The organism is Streptomonospora litoralis, assembly GCF_004323735.1.
GTDB lineage: Bacteria > Actinomycetota > Actinomycetes > Streptosporangiales > Streptosporangiaceae > Streptomonospora > Streptomonospora litoralis.
On sequence record NZ_CP036455.1, the window covers coordinates 3,938,465 to 3,952,208 of the forward strand.

At 72.0% G+C, this 13,744-nt stretch carries 14 protein-coding genes; 3 read left to right on the plus strand and 11 right to left on the minus strand.

What is annotated here, in order from left to right:
- Positions 1 to 81: 81 nt before the first annotated feature.
- The 3 genes from EKD16_RS16560 to EKD16_RS16570 all read right to left on the minus strand — a co-directional run bounded on the left by EKD16_RS16560 (position 82) and on the right by EKD16_RS16570 (position 3,837).
- A complete protein-coding gene (locus EKD16_RS16560) occupies positions 82 to 1,179 on the minus strand; it encodes a hypothetical protein (RefSeq protein ID WP_131099211.1) in 1,098 nt (365 codons plus the stop codon).
- Between the two features lie 506 nt (positions 1,180 to 1,685).
- Positions 1,686 to 2,921 carry a kynureninase gene (kynU, locus tag EKD16_RS16565; protein ID WP_131099212.1) on the minus strand — a complete coding sequence of 412 codons (1,236 nt, stop codon included), beginning with the start codon at positions 2,919 to 2,921 and terminating at the stop codon, positions 1,686 to 1,688.
- 28 nt (positions 2,922 to 2,949) lie between these two features.
- On the minus strand, positions 2,950 to 3,837 hold the full coding sequence (locus tag EKD16_RS16570) for a tryptophan 2,3-dioxygenase (RefSeq protein WP_131099213.1): 888 nt from the start codon (positions 3,835 to 3,837) through the stop codon (positions 2,950 to 2,952).
- Between the two features lie 221 nt (positions 3,838 to 4,058).
- On the opposite strand from EKD16_RS16570, the gene EKD16_RS16575 reads away from it, so the two are divergent.
- Positions 4,059 to 4,532, plus strand: a complete 474-nt coding sequence (locus EKD16_RS16575) for an Lrp/AsnC family transcriptional regulator (protein WP_242677010.1) — start codon at positions 4,059 to 4,061, stop codon at positions 4,530 to 4,532.
- A gap of 76 nt (positions 4,533 to 4,608) precedes the next feature.
- On the opposite strand, the gene EKD16_RS16580 is transcribed toward EKD16_RS16575, so the two are convergent.
- From EKD16_RS16580 to EKD16_RS16605, 6 genes are all read right to left on the minus strand, one after another.
- Positions 4,609 to 6,261 carry a fluoroquinolone export ABC transporter permease subunit gene (locus EKD16_RS16580; protein ID WP_165498585.1) on the minus strand — a complete coding sequence of 551 codons (1,653 nt, stop codon included), beginning with the start codon at positions 6,259 to 6,261 and terminating at the stop codon, positions 4,609 to 4,611.
- Complete coding sequence (locus tag EKD16_RS16585) at positions 6,258 to 7,121, minus strand: ABC transporter ATP-binding protein (RefSeq protein ID WP_131099214.1); 864 nt, start codon at positions 7,119 to 7,121, stop codon at positions 6,258 to 6,260. The genes EKD16_RS16580 and EKD16_RS16585 overlap by 4 nt, the downstream gene beginning before the upstream one ends.
- Positions 7,122 to 7,160: 39 nt before the next feature.
- Entirely contained in the window at positions 7,161 to 7,742 is a 582-nt protein-coding gene (locus EKD16_RS16590; protein ID WP_131099215.1) for a TetR family transcriptional regulator, read from the minus strand.
- Between the two features lie 185 nt (positions 7,743 to 7,927).
- Complete coding sequence (locus EKD16_RS16595; RefSeq protein ID WP_131099216.1) at positions 7,928 to 8,683, minus strand: ABC transporter permease; 756 nt, start codon at positions 8,681 to 8,683, stop codon at positions 7,928 to 7,930.
- Positions 8,684 to 8,754: 71 nt separating this feature from the next.
- Positions 8,755 to 9,711 carry an ATP-binding cassette domain-containing protein gene (locus EKD16_RS16600; RefSeq protein WP_131099217.1) on the minus strand — a complete coding sequence of 319 codons (957 nt, stop codon included), beginning with the start codon at positions 9,709 to 9,711 and terminating at the stop codon, positions 8,755 to 8,757.
- A gap of 123 nt (positions 9,712 to 9,834) precedes the next feature.
- Positions 9,835 to 10,437 carry a PadR family transcriptional regulator gene (locus EKD16_RS16605; RefSeq protein WP_131099218.1) on the minus strand — a complete coding sequence of 201 codons (603 nt, stop codon included), beginning with the start codon at positions 10,435 to 10,437 and terminating at the stop codon, positions 9,835 to 9,837.
- A gap of 191 nt (positions 10,438 to 10,628) precedes the next feature.
- On the opposite strand from EKD16_RS16605, the gene EKD16_RS16610 reads away from it, so the two are divergent.
- Positions 10,629 to 11,126: a hypothetical protein gene (locus tag EKD16_RS16610; RefSeq protein WP_131099219.1), complete on the plus strand. Its 498-nt coding sequence runs from the start codon at positions 10,629 to 10,631 to the stop codon at positions 11,124 to 11,126.
- Here the strand turns inward: EKD16_RS16610 and EKD16_RS16615 are convergent.
- Positions 11,123 to 11,806, minus strand: a complete 684-nt coding sequence (locus EKD16_RS16615; RefSeq protein WP_131099220.1) for a PhzF family phenazine biosynthesis protein — start codon at positions 11,804 to 11,806, stop codon at positions 11,123 to 11,125. The two genes, EKD16_RS16610 and EKD16_RS16615, sit on opposite strands and share 4 nt — an antisense overlap.
- A 413-nt stretch (positions 11,807 to 12,219) precedes the next feature.
- Between EKD16_RS16615 and EKD16_RS16620 the strand changes: the two genes are divergently transcribed.
- Complete coding sequence (locus EKD16_RS16620) at positions 12,220 to 12,630, plus strand: VOC family protein (RefSeq protein ID WP_131099221.1); 411 nt, start codon at positions 12,220 to 12,222, stop codon at positions 12,628 to 12,630.
- Between the two features lie 97 nt (positions 12,631 to 12,727).
- Here EKD16_RS16620 and EKD16_RS16625 read toward each other — a convergent pair whose 3' ends face one another.
- A complete protein-coding gene (locus EKD16_RS16625) occupies positions 12,728 to 13,498 on the minus strand; it encodes a DeoR/GlpR family DNA-binding transcription regulator (RefSeq protein ID WP_131099222.1) in 771 nt (256 codons plus the stop codon).
- Between the last annotated feature and the right edge of the window lie 246 nt (positions 13,499 to 13,744).

Consider the following 13,744-nt stretch of genomic DNA (forward strand, 5'->3'; position numbering starts at 1 on the left):
GGCCTGATGCACCGACCGCGCCCCCGCCCGCTCGGGCGAGGGCGCGGTCGGTGCCGGTCGCCGTCGGCGGTGCCGGCCTTGTCAGCCCCGGCGGCGGTTTCCGCGCCGCGCGGCGCGGGAGGCGCGGCGCCAGTAGTCGCCGGCGGCCTGCTTGGTGTCGCTCCAGGCGCCGGGGAGCGAGGCGCGCACGTTCTGCACGGCGTCGCGCAGGGCCTCGCCGCTGAGCAGCGACTGGGCGCGGTGGCGTCCGCCCTCGCTCGCGTAGTCGACATTGTGGCGGCGGCGGGCGAAGAGGAAGGCCACCAGCAGCGCGGGCAGGATGGCCAGGGTCAGCACTCCGGCGGCCACGGGCGTGTCGTTGCCCACCAGCGAGATGCCGGAGACGTCGTTGGCCGCGGTCTCGGCGTTCAGGCCCTGTTCGGAGCCGCCCTGGTCGCCGCCGCCGGAACCGGCGGCGTCCTGTTCGTCCGCGGACTGCGAACCGTCGGCCTGCTGGGAGCCGGACTCCTGCGAGTCCTTCTCATCGGACTCGTCCTGGGAGGACTCGCCGTCTCCGCCTTCTTCGCCCTGCCCGTTCTCGTCCCCGGACTTCTCGGCGTTTCCGGAGCCCTCGCCGTCCGTGGAGTTCTCGTCGTCCGTCGACTTCCCGTCGTCCGTCGACTTCTGGGCGGACGCCTGCTGGGAGCCGTCGTCCTGCTCCTGCTTCTTCTCGTCCCCGCCGTCCTTCGCGGAGGCCGGAACGGGCTGCACGGCCTTGCCGTCGCAGACCTCGGAGCCGCTCATCGGCTCGGGGGGACCGGACTCGCCGTGGCCGTCGCCCCATTCGGTGACGTAGTACTCGATGTCGATGTGGCCCTGGCCGCCGGTCACCGTGCGGCTGCCCTCGTTCCAGCTTTCGCCGACGAGCTCGGCGAACGTCTTCCCGTCGAGGTCGAGGAGGATGTCGCAGTTCTCGGCGGGGTGTCCGGGGCCGCGGTCGCCGATGAAGAACTCGGCCTTCTTGCCGTTGTACTCCACGTAGCCCTCGGTGCCGAGCGGCCAGCTCGGGCTGGCCGCCATGCCCTTCTGCATGGGTTTGCCGGAGGCGGGAGCGCCGGTGTCGCCGTTGATGCTGGTACCGGTGTCCCAGAAGTAGGAGGCTGTGACTTCGCCGTACTGCACAGGATCGTCAGAACTCATGAATAGATACCCAGGTCGGTGAGCGGGACCGAGCGAGGCCGATTCAGGCAGGGGGAAGCGGGCTTCGGGCACGCCGATGGCAGGGGCGGCCGAAGCCGGGAAGTTTGCCTGAACGGGGCTCCTGTCTGGATGGCCAGGAGCGGCGGGTTCGCCGGCCGCCTCGGGGGCGGCGTGCCGGGGCAGGCGCTGGATGCGCGGCCCAGCCCGCAAGAGGTTCGGGGGCCTCTCCTCCCCAGGGTTGGAGCCCGGGGCTCGGTATCGGCAGCGCACCTGGAGGTAAGGACCAGGTCACGAACCGATCACGAAGGACTGTAGCCCACGAAAAAGTCAAATGCCACAAGTCGCGACGTAAAGCCGCAGATCAGGAGCACTCCGACATCGGTGTATACGTAACGAAATCCCTGCCCATGCGGGTTCTCGACGCTTTAAACATCCATGACTGTGGCGCCCGTCACAGTTTGGCGGGCGCCGGGGAGCGGTAGCCGAACACAGCGGCGGTTCGTGGCTCAGGTCACGGTTCGGGATACCGCAAAGCGCGGGTCATGCCACTCCCCGCTGCGCACCACCTCCACCAGCGCCGCGGCCGCGTCGAAGACGTCGGCATAGCTCAGGTAGAGCGGCGCGAATCCGAAGCGCAGGACGTCGGGAGCGCGGAAGTCGCCCACCACGCCGCGCTCGATGAGCGCCTGGACCATCGCATAGCCCTCGGGATGGCGCAGCGACACCTGGCTACCGCGCCGCTCCGGCTCGCGCGGTGTCACCAGCTCCAGCCCCGCCGTCTCGGTGAGCTCGATGAACAGCTCCGTCAGGGCGAGGCTCTTCTTCCGGAGCAGGCCCAGGTCGACACGTTGCCACACTTCCAGCGACGCCTCCAGCGCGGCGGCGGCCACCACCGGCTGCGACCCGCTGAGAAACCGGCTCGCCCCCTCGGCCGGCGCGTACTCGGCGGAGAAGTCGAAGGGACGCGCGTGGCCGTGCCAGCCGGTGATGGGCTGGCGCGCGACCGCGTGGTGGCGCTCGGCCACGAAGCTGAAGGAGGGCGCCCCCGGTCCGGCGTTGAGGTACTTGTAGGTGCAGCCCACCGCGAAGTCCGCGCCGCAGGCCGCCAGCTCGACCGGGACGGCGCCCGCGCTGTGGCACAGGTCCCACACCACCAGTGCCCCGTTGGTGTGGGCCAGACGGGTGATCCGCGCCATGTCCCTCAGGGTGCCGGTGCGGTAGTCGACGTGGCTGAGCAGTAGGACGGCGATGTCACCTGCCGCGAGAGCGCCCGACAGCGCCGCGGGGTTGTCCGGGTCGACGCGGCGTTCCACCGCGCCCATGATCTCCGCCACGCCCTCGGTCACGTACAGGTCGGTGGGGAAATTGCCCGACTCCCCCAGCACGACAGGGCGTTCCGGGTTCAGCCGCAGCGCCGCCACCAGCGCCTTGAACAGGTTGGCCGAGGTGCCGTCGCCGACGACCACCTCGTGCGGCGCGGCACCGACCAGCGGCGCCACCTGCGCACCGAGGGTGCGCGGCTTGTCCCACCACCCGGCCTCGTTCCAGCTGGCGACGAGCCGCTCGCCCCATTCGCGCTCGACGGTCTTTGCGATACGGCCCGGGGCGGCCGCGGGCAGCGCGCCGAGCGAGTTGCCGTCCAGGTAGACGAGGCCCTCGGGCAGCAGGAACTCCGACCGGAAACCGGCCAGCGGGTCCTTCTCGTCGCGGCGGACGCAGTCGGCGCGTGTGGTGGATGTCATCTCGTCGAGCCTTCCCGTGGTCGTCGCCTCACACGCCGGTCCGCAGCCACCACAGCTCGGGGAACACGTCCTGCTCGGCGTTGCGCGCGAGCCAGTCCAGCCCGCTGGATCCTCCCGTACCCGGCTTGGCGCCCATGGCACGCTTGACGGCCATCAGGTGCCGGTGGCGCCAGCGGGTGACGCGTTCGGCGGTGTCCATCAGCGCCTCGGCAAGCTGCAACAGCTCGTTGCCGGGCCGCTCGTCGGCGTAGACCTCGCCCCAGGCACGTCGCACCCCGGCGTCGGGCGTGTACGGGCGGCGCCAGTCACGTTCCACCGCCGACGCGGGAACGGGCAGCCCGCGCCGGTGCAGCAGCCGCAGCGCGGCGTCGTAGAGTCCGGGCTCGGCCAGGGTCTGCTCCAGGGCGGTGCGCGCGGCGGGCTGGTCGCGGTGGGCGCGCGCCATCCCCGCCGACTTGTTGCCGATCAGGAACTCCAACCGGCGGTAGGCGGCCGACTGCACACCCGACGCGACTCCCAGCGCGTCGCGGAACCGGTCGAACTCGGCCGGCGTGAGCGTCGCCAGCAGCCCCCACGACTCGGCGAGCACGTCTTGGGCGCCGGTTCCGCGGCGCAGCGCCGCTACGGCGGCGGCGGGGGCGTCGGCCTCCAGCGCGTCGCGGGCGTGCTCCCAGTGGCTGCGGATCAAGGTGAACAGCAGCTCCATGACCTGCGTGGTGATGATGAAGGACAGCTCGGCCGGTTCGCCGGTGCGCGGGCGCTGCAGGCTCAGCAGCGTCTCGGTGTGCACGTAGTCGGTGTAGGCGGCGGCCTCGTCGGCGCCGAGCACCGGACACGCCGCCGGGCCGCCGTCGTGCTCCGCGGCCCCGTCGCGGGCCGCGGAGCGCCCGTGCTCGTAGGGCGCGGTCGTCGCCATCGTGATCCACCTTCTCCGGCTGCGGGTCGCTCGTGGGATCACCGGTGCGCGCGCCGTCGGACCGGCATCGCAGGGATCGGTAGGGACCGGTGATCGTCTTCAGCATGCGGCAACCGGCACCGCCGTTTGAAGAGGCGCTATATGCCGATTCACTGCCATCGCTTAGCATTCGAAAAAGAGACCCGGCGCTATGGTTTTCGATCCGAAAAGCATGACTCTGCGTGTCGCGGGAACCGCCGGACGACGAACAGGAGGCCGCCGTGCTCGACGCCGTCGACCGGCTCATCCTCACCGAACTGCAGGAGGACGCCCGGCTCTCCTACAACGAGCTGTCGCGCCGGGTGAACCTCTCCGCGCCCGCTGTCGCCGACCGGGTGCGGCGGCTGCAGGAGGGCGGCGTGATCACCGGCTACCACGCCCACGTCGACCCGGCGGCCGCCGGACTGCCGGTGACCGCCCTGGTACGTATGGCGTGCTTCGGCCCGGGGTGCCTGCTGCGCGACGCGTCGGCACCGGACCTGCCCGAGATCCTGCAACTGCACCGGGTCACCGGCGACGACTGCTGTGTGCTGCTGATATCCGTGGCCTCCATGGCCCACTTCGAGCAGGTCATCGACCGCCTCGCCGAACACGGCCGCCCCTCCAGCACGATGGTGCTCTCCAGCCCGCACCCGTGGCGCCCGCTGCGGTTGTGACAAGCCGACCGGTGCGGGGGTGGTTGGGAGGTTGGGCGACGGCGCGCCGAGTTTGTTCGGGGGCGCCCCGGCACACTCAACCGCTGCGTTCCAGCCGTGCCCGCGTGCGCCGGAGCAGTGCGGCGCCGGCGAGCGCCGCCGGCGCGGCACCCGCCGCCAGGCCCACCGGCCAGGGAGCGGCGCTGTAGCCCGGCAGCACCGCGACCGGCCAGAACAGCGGGACGGGCGCGAAGATCCACTGACTCCACGCGGGCAGCCACCACACCGCGACCGGGAGCAGCGTGAACACCGCACCGGCGGTCTTGACCAGTACCAGGGCCTCGACCCTGGAGGCGGCGAACGCGGCGGCGCCCAGCACGAGCAGCGGCGCCTGAAGTGCCGCGAGCACCAGCGCCGCGGCCAGGGCGGGCAGGTCCTCCGCAGACACGTACGCGGCGAGCCCGGACAACGGCACCGCCGCGGCCAGACCCGCCGCCGAGACGGCCGCGGCCGCGGCCGACCGGTAGGCGAGGTAGCGGTTCAGGCCCAGAGGCGACACCCGCAGCACCGCAAGCGTGCCGTCGTCGGCGTCGTCCAGCGTGCGCAGCGCGCCGATCGCCCCGATCATCAGCGGCACGTGCAGCACCACCAGCGCCGCGAGCAGCACCGGGCCGACCGGGTCGAGGTCGAACCCGTAGCGGTCGGCGAGGAACCCGCGCACCGGCGGATAGCCCCACCGCAGCCCCAGTGCCGGCACGACCGGGCCCAGCAGCATGGCGGCCAGCATGGGGTCCCGCCACGTCCCCCGCAGGTCGATGCGGGCCGGCCCGAGCCAGGGCCCGCCCCGCCGCCATGCCGCGGCGCCGGAGCCGCGCCGCCGCGCCGTTCCGGCCGCCCGCTCCGCTCCGGTGCCGACCGCGGCCACCCCCGCGCCCGCGGCAACCGCACCCGGCCCCGCGGCATCGGCAAGCGGGCGGCCCCCCGGCTCCGGCCCAAGCGCACACACTTGATCCGGAGGCCTCTCCGCCACATCCGGCCCCACCGCCCGGCAGGCGAGCGCGGCCGCGGCCGCCGTCCACGCCAGCAGGTACACCGCCGCCGCGGCCAAAACCCACGGCCCCGGCGCGTCCTGCGGCAGCAGCCCGGCCCGGGTCCATTCCGCCGCGCCCGTCGTGGGCACCAGGTACAGCAGCGGAGTGTCCAGCGCCCCCGAGATGTGCGCGACCGGCGCCAGCACCAGCGGCGCCACCAGCGGCAACCGGGTGAAGAGGACCCGCAGCCCGCCCCCTCCTCCGCAAGCCGCCAGTGCCAGCCCCACCAGCAGCAGCGACAGCAGCGCGACCCCCAGCAGCACCGGCGGCAGCCCCGCTACCCCCAGCGCGGGCCGCCCCCGCGCGGCGACGAGGGTCAGCGGCGCGGCGAGCGCCACAGCGAGGACGGTCAGGACGGCCAGCTTGGCGCCGACATACTCGGCCGGACGCAGCGGCGCCACCGCCAGCGCCGCGCGGACGCCTTGGCCCCGCTCGTACAGCACCAGCACCACCGCGAACAGCACGCCGAAGCCCGCCGTGTCGACCACCAGCAGGTAGACGGCGACCGTGGGCGCCCACGGCGCGGGGACGGCGGCGAGAACCGCGCTCCACAGCAACGCCAGCGCCAGCGCGGCGGCGGGCACCCCGTGGCGGCGCTCGACCCGCCACTCCAGGGCCAGTGCGGCCGCGGCGCGCGCCGGCGCCCCGACCGGGATCACAACCGGGCCCGGGTGACCGTGGCGAACACGTCGTCCAGCGACGCCTCGCGGGTGTGCACGGTCTCCACCGCGCCACGGGCGAGCAGCCCGGCCAACTCGGTGTCGGCGGCCAGGGTGTCCAGCGGCAGTTCCCGCTCGTCCAGGCGTCCGCCGACCCGGTACTCCACGCGCACGCCGGGGCGCCCGTAGCGCAGCTTGAAGGAGCGCGGCGTGTCCACCGCCGCGATCCGCCCGCCGACCACGAATGCGACGCGGTCGCACAGCCGGTCGGCGGTGGTCATGTCGTGGGTGGTCACGAAGACCGTCGTGCCCTGCCGGGCCTGCTCGCGGACGACCTCGCGCAGCGCGGCGGCGCGGACCGGGTCCTGCCCGCCGGTGGGTTCGTCCAGGAACAGCAGCTCGGGCCGGTTGAGCAGCGCACGCGCGAGGTTGAGCCGCATGCGCATGCCCTTGGAGAAGCCGTCGACGCGCCGGTCGGCGGCCGCGCCCAGCTCCACCAGCTCCAGCAGTTCGCGCACCGGCCGCGCCGGGCGCCGGTACAGCCCGGCGAATGCGGCGAGGTTCTCGGCGGCGGTGAGCTTGCCGAAGGCGGCGGGCAGCTCGAAGCCGACCCCGATGCGCTCGTAGTAGTCGGCGCCCCAGGCGTGCAGCTCGCGGCCGAACACCGCCGCGCGGCCGCCGTGGCCCCGCAGCAGGCGGGTGAGCACGCGCTGCACGGTCGATTTGCCCGCGCCGCTGGGCCCCAGGAACCCGAACACCTCGCCGGGGGCGACGCCGAAGGTCATCCCCGCCACGGCGTCGGTGCGGGCTCCGCGGTAGCGCACCCGCAGGTCCTCGACGTCGATCACGCGCTCGTGCATGTCGGTTCGCCTCTCCCGCCGGGCCCTGCCCGGCCCGCCTCAGGTGAGTTCGCCGCGCAGCTCGGTGAACGCCTCGTCGATGAGCGCGGGCAGGTCCCGCGCGCCGTCCTCGCGCCCCCAGGTGGTGATGGCGGTGGTGAGCACCGCCAGGCACGCTGCGGAGACGACGCGCACCCGCATCGGCACCTCTGCGGGGTCGTCGGTGCCGGCCAGCGCCCGCTCCAGGAGCACCTGGGTGTCCTGCAGGTCCTCCCAGAGCCGGGCGCGCAGTGCCGGTGCGCTGAGCAGCAGGCGCACCCGGGCGAGCAGCGCGTCGCGGTCGGCGGCGTAGACGACGCCCAGGCCCTCCCCCACCGCCCGTTGCACCCGCTCCACCAGGTCCTCAGACTCGGGCCGGTTGCGCAGCGCCGCCTCCAGCAGGGGGTCGTACTCGTCACCGAGCACGACGTCCTCCTTGGTGGGGAAGTAGCGGAAGAAGGTGGTGTGCGAGACCCCGGCGGCCTCCGCGATCCGGGTGACGGTGGTCGCGTCGTAGCCCTGCTCGGCGAAGAGCCGCAGCGCCTCGCGCTGGATGACGCCGCGGGTGCGCGCCTTCTTGCGCTCCCGCCAGTCCTCGGCCATGACCGCCCCATCCGAGACTTCCGACGCCGACGTGTTAGTCGCTAACGTATTAGTCGATAACATGTTAGCCACTAACGCTGTCCCGCGCCAGTGTTCGGCCGCCTCCTGCACGCGCGGGCGAGAACGCCCCCGGGAGCGGACGCTGCCGGGGGCGCGGTGGCGGGTCGGGCGGGTACGGACCGCGCTCAGGCGGCCAGGCGGCGCATCAGCCGGGTTCCCAGGAACAGCGCGATCACGGCGATCGCCACCGCCACGGCCGAGCCGATCAGCACCGACGGATCGCCGAAGTCACCGACGAACAAGGCCCGCTGGGCGTCGACGACGTGGCTCAGCGGGTTGATCCGGGAGAGGACGTACAGCCAGGTCGGCGCCAGTTCCATGGGCAGCAGAATCCCGGACAGCAGAATCAGCGGCATCGTCACCGTCTGCAGGATCGCCGGGAAGTGGAACTCCTGCTTCACCGACATCGCCAGCATGTACGACAGCGTGCCCAGCCCGGTGCCCATGACGAGCAGCACCAGCAGCCCGGCGGCCGCACCCACCGGGGAGACCTGGAGCCCGAACGGCAGGACGACCAGCAGGATCACCACCGCTTGGGCCAGCAGGAGGGCGATGTCGCGCAGCACGCGGCCCAGGAGGAGGGCCACCCGGCTGACGGGTGCGGCGAGCAGCCGTTCGTAGGAGCCGCCCCGCAGTTCCGGCAGCAGCCCGAAACCCGCGAAGGCGGTGCCGAACAGGGCGAGCATGGCCAGCACCCCGGGCACGAACCACTGCATGGAGTCCTCGCCGAACCCGCCCGGCACCCCGGAAAGCAGCGGGGCGAACAGAGCCAGGTAGAGCACGGGCTGCAACATGCTAAATACCAGGCTCGTGACGGGGCTGTGCAGCGTGGGGTTCAACTGGCGCAGGAAGACCAGCCAGGTGTCGCGGAGGAGGGACATGGTCGGGATTCCTTTCCGGCCGTCAGACGCGTGGGGGGCGTGGGCGCGCGCCGGAGGGGTCGACGGCGCGCTCACCGGTCCGCCTCGCGCAGGCTGCGTCCGGTCAGGGTGAGGAAGACGTCGTCGAGCGAAGGCCGCTGCACCTGCACGGTGCGCAGTTCCTGCCCCCGGGCATCCAAGGCGCGCAGCACCTCGGGGAGCACCGCGTCGCCGCGGTCCACGCGCATCCGCACGGTCGCCTCGGCGACGTCCACCGAGTGCGCCGAGGAGACCGCCTCGACGGCCTGCGCGGCCGCGCGGGCGTCCTGCTCCGACGCGGTCTCCAGGCTCACCAGGTCTCCGGAGACCTTGCCCTTGAGCTCGTCCGGAGTGCCGTCGGCGATGATCGAACCGTGGTCGACGACAATCACCCGCTCGGCCGTGGTGTCGGCTTCGTCCAGATAGTGGGTGGAGAACAGGATGGTAGTGCCGTAGACCTCGCGCAGCCGGGCGAGGTGCTCCCACAGGTTGGCGCGGCTGTGCGGGTCCAAGCCGGTGGAGGGCTCGTCCAGAAAGAGCAGTTCGGGCCGGTGGATCAGGCCCATGGCGATGTCCAGCCGCCGCTGCTGCCCGCCGGAGAGTCGGCTGGTCTCGCGCTTTTCCAGGCCCTGAAGCTCCAGATCGGCCAGCAGCTCGGCGGCGCGCGCCTGCGCTTGGTCCTTGCCCAGCCCGTACAGGCGGCCCTGGTTGACCAGCTCCTCGGCGACACGCTGCCCGGGACCGGCGCTGTGGCCCTGTCCGACGTAGCCGATCCGCCGGCGCACCCCGTGCGGATCGGCGACCACGTCGAAGCCGGCGACGGTGGCGCTTCCGGACGTCGGCAACAGCAGTGTGGTGAGCATGCGCAGGCTGGTGGATTTACCTGCGCCGTTGGGCCCGAGGAAGGCGATCAGTTCACCCGCCTCCACGTCGAGGTCGATCCCGCGCACGGCTTCGACGGTGCCGCCCTTGACCTGGAAGGTCCGGGCGAGTTCACGGGTGTGGATCACAGGTCCCCCGTTTATGGATGAGGTTGCGGTAGTCAAGTTTGATCACCCAATCATCATGAGACCGCGGCCATACGGTAGTCAAACTTGATTAGCAGTGCCCGTGCGGCACCGAACCGGAGAACCCTAGCCCGACGGCGCCTCACGCCACTCGGGGCTTCCGAAGGCGGCGCCCTCGTCGGACATGGTGTAGGCACCGCTCTCCAGGCGCTCGACCAGCTCGCGCGTGAAGGCGATCGTCGCGTCGGCCAGCACCTGCCAGGACCGGAACAGCTCCCACACGTGCTCCGGCTTGCCCCCGCCGGACCCGTGCTCCAGCATCGATCTGAGGCTCTGCTGCTCGCCCTCCAGCCGGGAGAGGCGGAAACGCAGCAGCGAGATCGCCCGCCCGCGCGGCTGGCAGGTCAGAAACGTAATCCCGGCGCCGAAGAACTCGGGCTTGACCGAGGCGTCCGAGAGCGCCTTGCTCAGCAGCCGGATGAACTCGTCCTCGCCGGCTTCGGTCAGCTCGAACAGCGTGCGCTCGGGCCCTTCGCCGCTCTCTTCCACCCCGGCGCTGCGCAGCATCCCGTTCTTCAGCAGTTGGCGCAGCGCGTGGTAGACCGACCCGGGCTTGATGTTGGCCCATTGCTCGGTTTCCCAGAGCAGCAACTCGCGCCGGACCTGGTACCCGTGCGCTCGTTGGGAGGCGCGCACCACACCCAGCACCAGCAACCGCGTCGCCGACATCGTCCACCTCGTCCTGTGCGCAGACTCGCCCCGGTTCGAGGATAGGACCGGAGCACCGCCCCTTCACCACCCGGCCGCGAGACCTCGGCTCCCGCGAACGAGGCGACCCGCCGATACACATACGGTGCGCAACCGCTCGTCACCGTGTGTGGCATCGTTCGGGTATCCGACGTGCGGCAAGAGGAGACGACATGCAGTTCCTGGTGAGGGCCGGTCTCGCAGCGAGCGCGCTCGCCCTCACGACCGCCCCCGCGGCGGCCGCCACCTCGATCGAGATCACCCCCGCGACAGCGGCCCCCGGCGACTCCATCACGCTGCGCTCCTCCTGCGAGGGACCGGCCGAGCAAGTGGAGTTCACCTCGCGCGCGTTCTCCGGCGTCCCTTCGGCCGAGCTGGTCAACACCTTCGGCAGCGTGCCGGTCGTGGTGGCGCCGGGCACCTCCCCGGGCGTCTACCGCGTACACGGCGCATGCACCGGCGGCGGTTCCGCCGAGACGGTCTCCGGCGAGGTGACCGTCGTGCGCGGGCCCCTCACGCCGACACCCCGGGGCGCGCCGCAGACGGGCGGCGGCGGCGCCGCATCCGGGGACCGCCCGGCCCTGCTCGCCGCCCTCGCCGGTGCCGGACTGCTGATGCTGGGCACAGCGGCGGCAGCCTACCGCCGCCGTGCCCGCCGTGGCGCTAGCTAAGACAGCCGGTACTCGCGAGTGGCCAGCAGGGCGACGCGGCCGCCGATCTCGACGGTGCCGCCTGCTCCGGGCCGCACGTCGATGCGCGAGCCGGTGCCCTGGTGCACCGTCAGCGGGCGGCCGAGCAGCCCGCCCAGCCGCAGCGCCGCGGCGCCGGTGGCCTCGTCCTCGGCGATGCCCATCGCGTCGGGGAACACCCGCACGCGCACGCTGCCCGCCTCCTCGTCCTGCCAGGCCCACACGTGCAGGTCGACGCCCTCCTCGCCGCCGGTCAGCGCGTCGACGGCGGCGGGTGAGGCGAGCTGCCGGGTGTCGAACACAGGGGCCAGTCCGGGATCGGCCCGGATCCACACGCGCTCGCCGTCGGACCAGGTGGGCACGGCTCCGGCGGGCGGTTCGAGGGCCGCCACCGGCGCGCCCTCCCGGGCCAGCAGCCACGCGGTACCGACCAGGGGGTGTCCGGCCAGCGGCAGCTCGACGGCTGGGGTGTGGATGTGCACCCGCCCTGCGGCGGGGTCCTCGACGAAGACCGTCTCGGCGAACCCGAGATCGGCGGCGATCCGCTGGCGGCTGTCCTGGGGCAGTCCCGGCGCTTCGAGGAAGACGCCGAGTTCGTTGCCGCCGGTACCTCCGTCGCCGAGGAAGACGGTGACGACGTGCAGTGTGGTGCTTGTACTCATGGCGGAAACTCTGCCACGCGAGTGAAGCGGCCACTGCGGGAGCCGGCTGCGAGCAACCATGCGCGGTCGTGGTGACCTGCGGATTCCTCCCGCTGCGAACGGGACCGAGGATGCTCCTGCCCGAGCTCGTGCCAGTCGGCGGAGCCGGGCCGCAGCCGGTGCGGCGTTGACGCCGTCTTGCTGTGCGTGGACTCACATTCGGCCGCGACCGGCCGACGCGGCGCGCACGATTCCCACGGCAGCGGCCTTGTGCGGACCGGCCTTCGCCCTGTGCCCCGGCCGGGGTCCGATCCGTCCCGTTAAGCGTCCATTAACAAGTCCTGGACTACCGGCTGACCCGCGTATTCTCGAGAATCGTGCTAACGCTGTTCCCGCCTCGCAGACGGACACTGGACCGCCGGAAAGAGGTTTCCGTGCCTCGAGTGACCGGGCTCGCGCACATCACCCTGTCGGTGCGCGACCGTGACGCCAGCATCGAGTTCTACCGCACCGTTCTCGGGTTCAAGGAGTTCAAGACCCGCGACGGCAAGCAGTGGCTGCTTACCGAGTGCCGGCACCCGTGCGGCGTCGTGCTGGGCTTCATCCAGCACAAGGACCAGTTCAAGGCCACCTTCGACCAGCGCCATGTCGGCATGGACCACGTCGCACTCCAGGTCAGCAGCCTCGGCGAGCTCGACTACTGGGAGGAGCGGCTGACCGATCTGGATATCGACCACTCGCCGATCGTGCACTCCGACAACGGCTCGATGATCCAGTTCTCCGATCCGGACGGCATCCAGTTGGAGCTCTTCTGCCCGGCAGAGCTGGGCAGCGACGAAGCCTGATCAGGCCGGGCGCCTGGGCGCCCGGACGACCAGCCCGTTCGGCCCCGCGATTCACCGCCGCGGGGCCGGCGCACGCGTAGCACGCGAGGGCCCGCGCTCACTCCGGTGACACCAGTTCCAGCCGCACGTCCTCGGCCCTGATCTCGTCGGCCGCCGACTGCGGCAGCCGGGCGTCCGTGATGATGAGGTCGAACTCCTCCAGTCGAGCCACGCGGAACGTCCCGAACTTGCCGTACTTGGTGCTGTCCACGGTGAGCACGCTCTTGGACGCCATGCGCAGCAGCTGCTGCTTGGCCACGACCTTGGCCTCCGAGGGCGTCGTCGACCCGCGCTCGACATCCCAGGAACTGCTGGCGATGAAGGCGATGTCGACGTTGACCTTGCTGAGGAAGTCGGCGGTGAACTGGCCCACCGAGGAATGGTCGGCGTGCGACACGACGCCGCCGGTGTGGATCAGCTCGATGTTGGGATACTCCATCAGGTGGCCGACCACGTTGAAGTCGTTGGTCACCACCGTCAGCCCTCCCTTCTCGGTGAGCATCGGCACCATCTGCAGCGACGTGGTGCCCGCGTCCAGGAAGATCGTGAAGTTGTCGCGCACCAACTGAGCGGCCGCGCGGGTGATGGCCCGTTTCGCCGGCACCTCCAGCTGGGCCTTGGCGAGGTAGGAGGGTTCGCTCTTCAGCCGGGCCGCCAGGCGGACGCCGCCGGTCACCGACAGCACCTTGCCGTCGTTCTCCAGCGCCTGGATGTCGCGCCGCACCGTCATATGCGAGACGGACAGCATCGAGGTGAGCTCGTTGATGCTCAGCACGTGCCGCTCCTGCAGGAGCTTGAGGATGTGCTCGCGGCGCTGGTCGGGGATCATCTTTCGCCTTCGGGATCGTTGCGGGTCGCGCGTCGGCGCCCTCGGTCGCTGCGGCCGGCGCGCGGGACTTACCACAGAAGTCTCCCAGTCCACCAGGCAGCTGCGCCGACCACCCCGGGTTGTCGCGCCCCACCGGACGCGCGGAGCCCGGAGCGGCCACGAGCGGGGCGACCCGCGCCCGCATCGTTCGTCGCACCGCCGATTCCGTCGGATCAGCGGAGTCCGCCCACGCAGACGCGCCCCGTT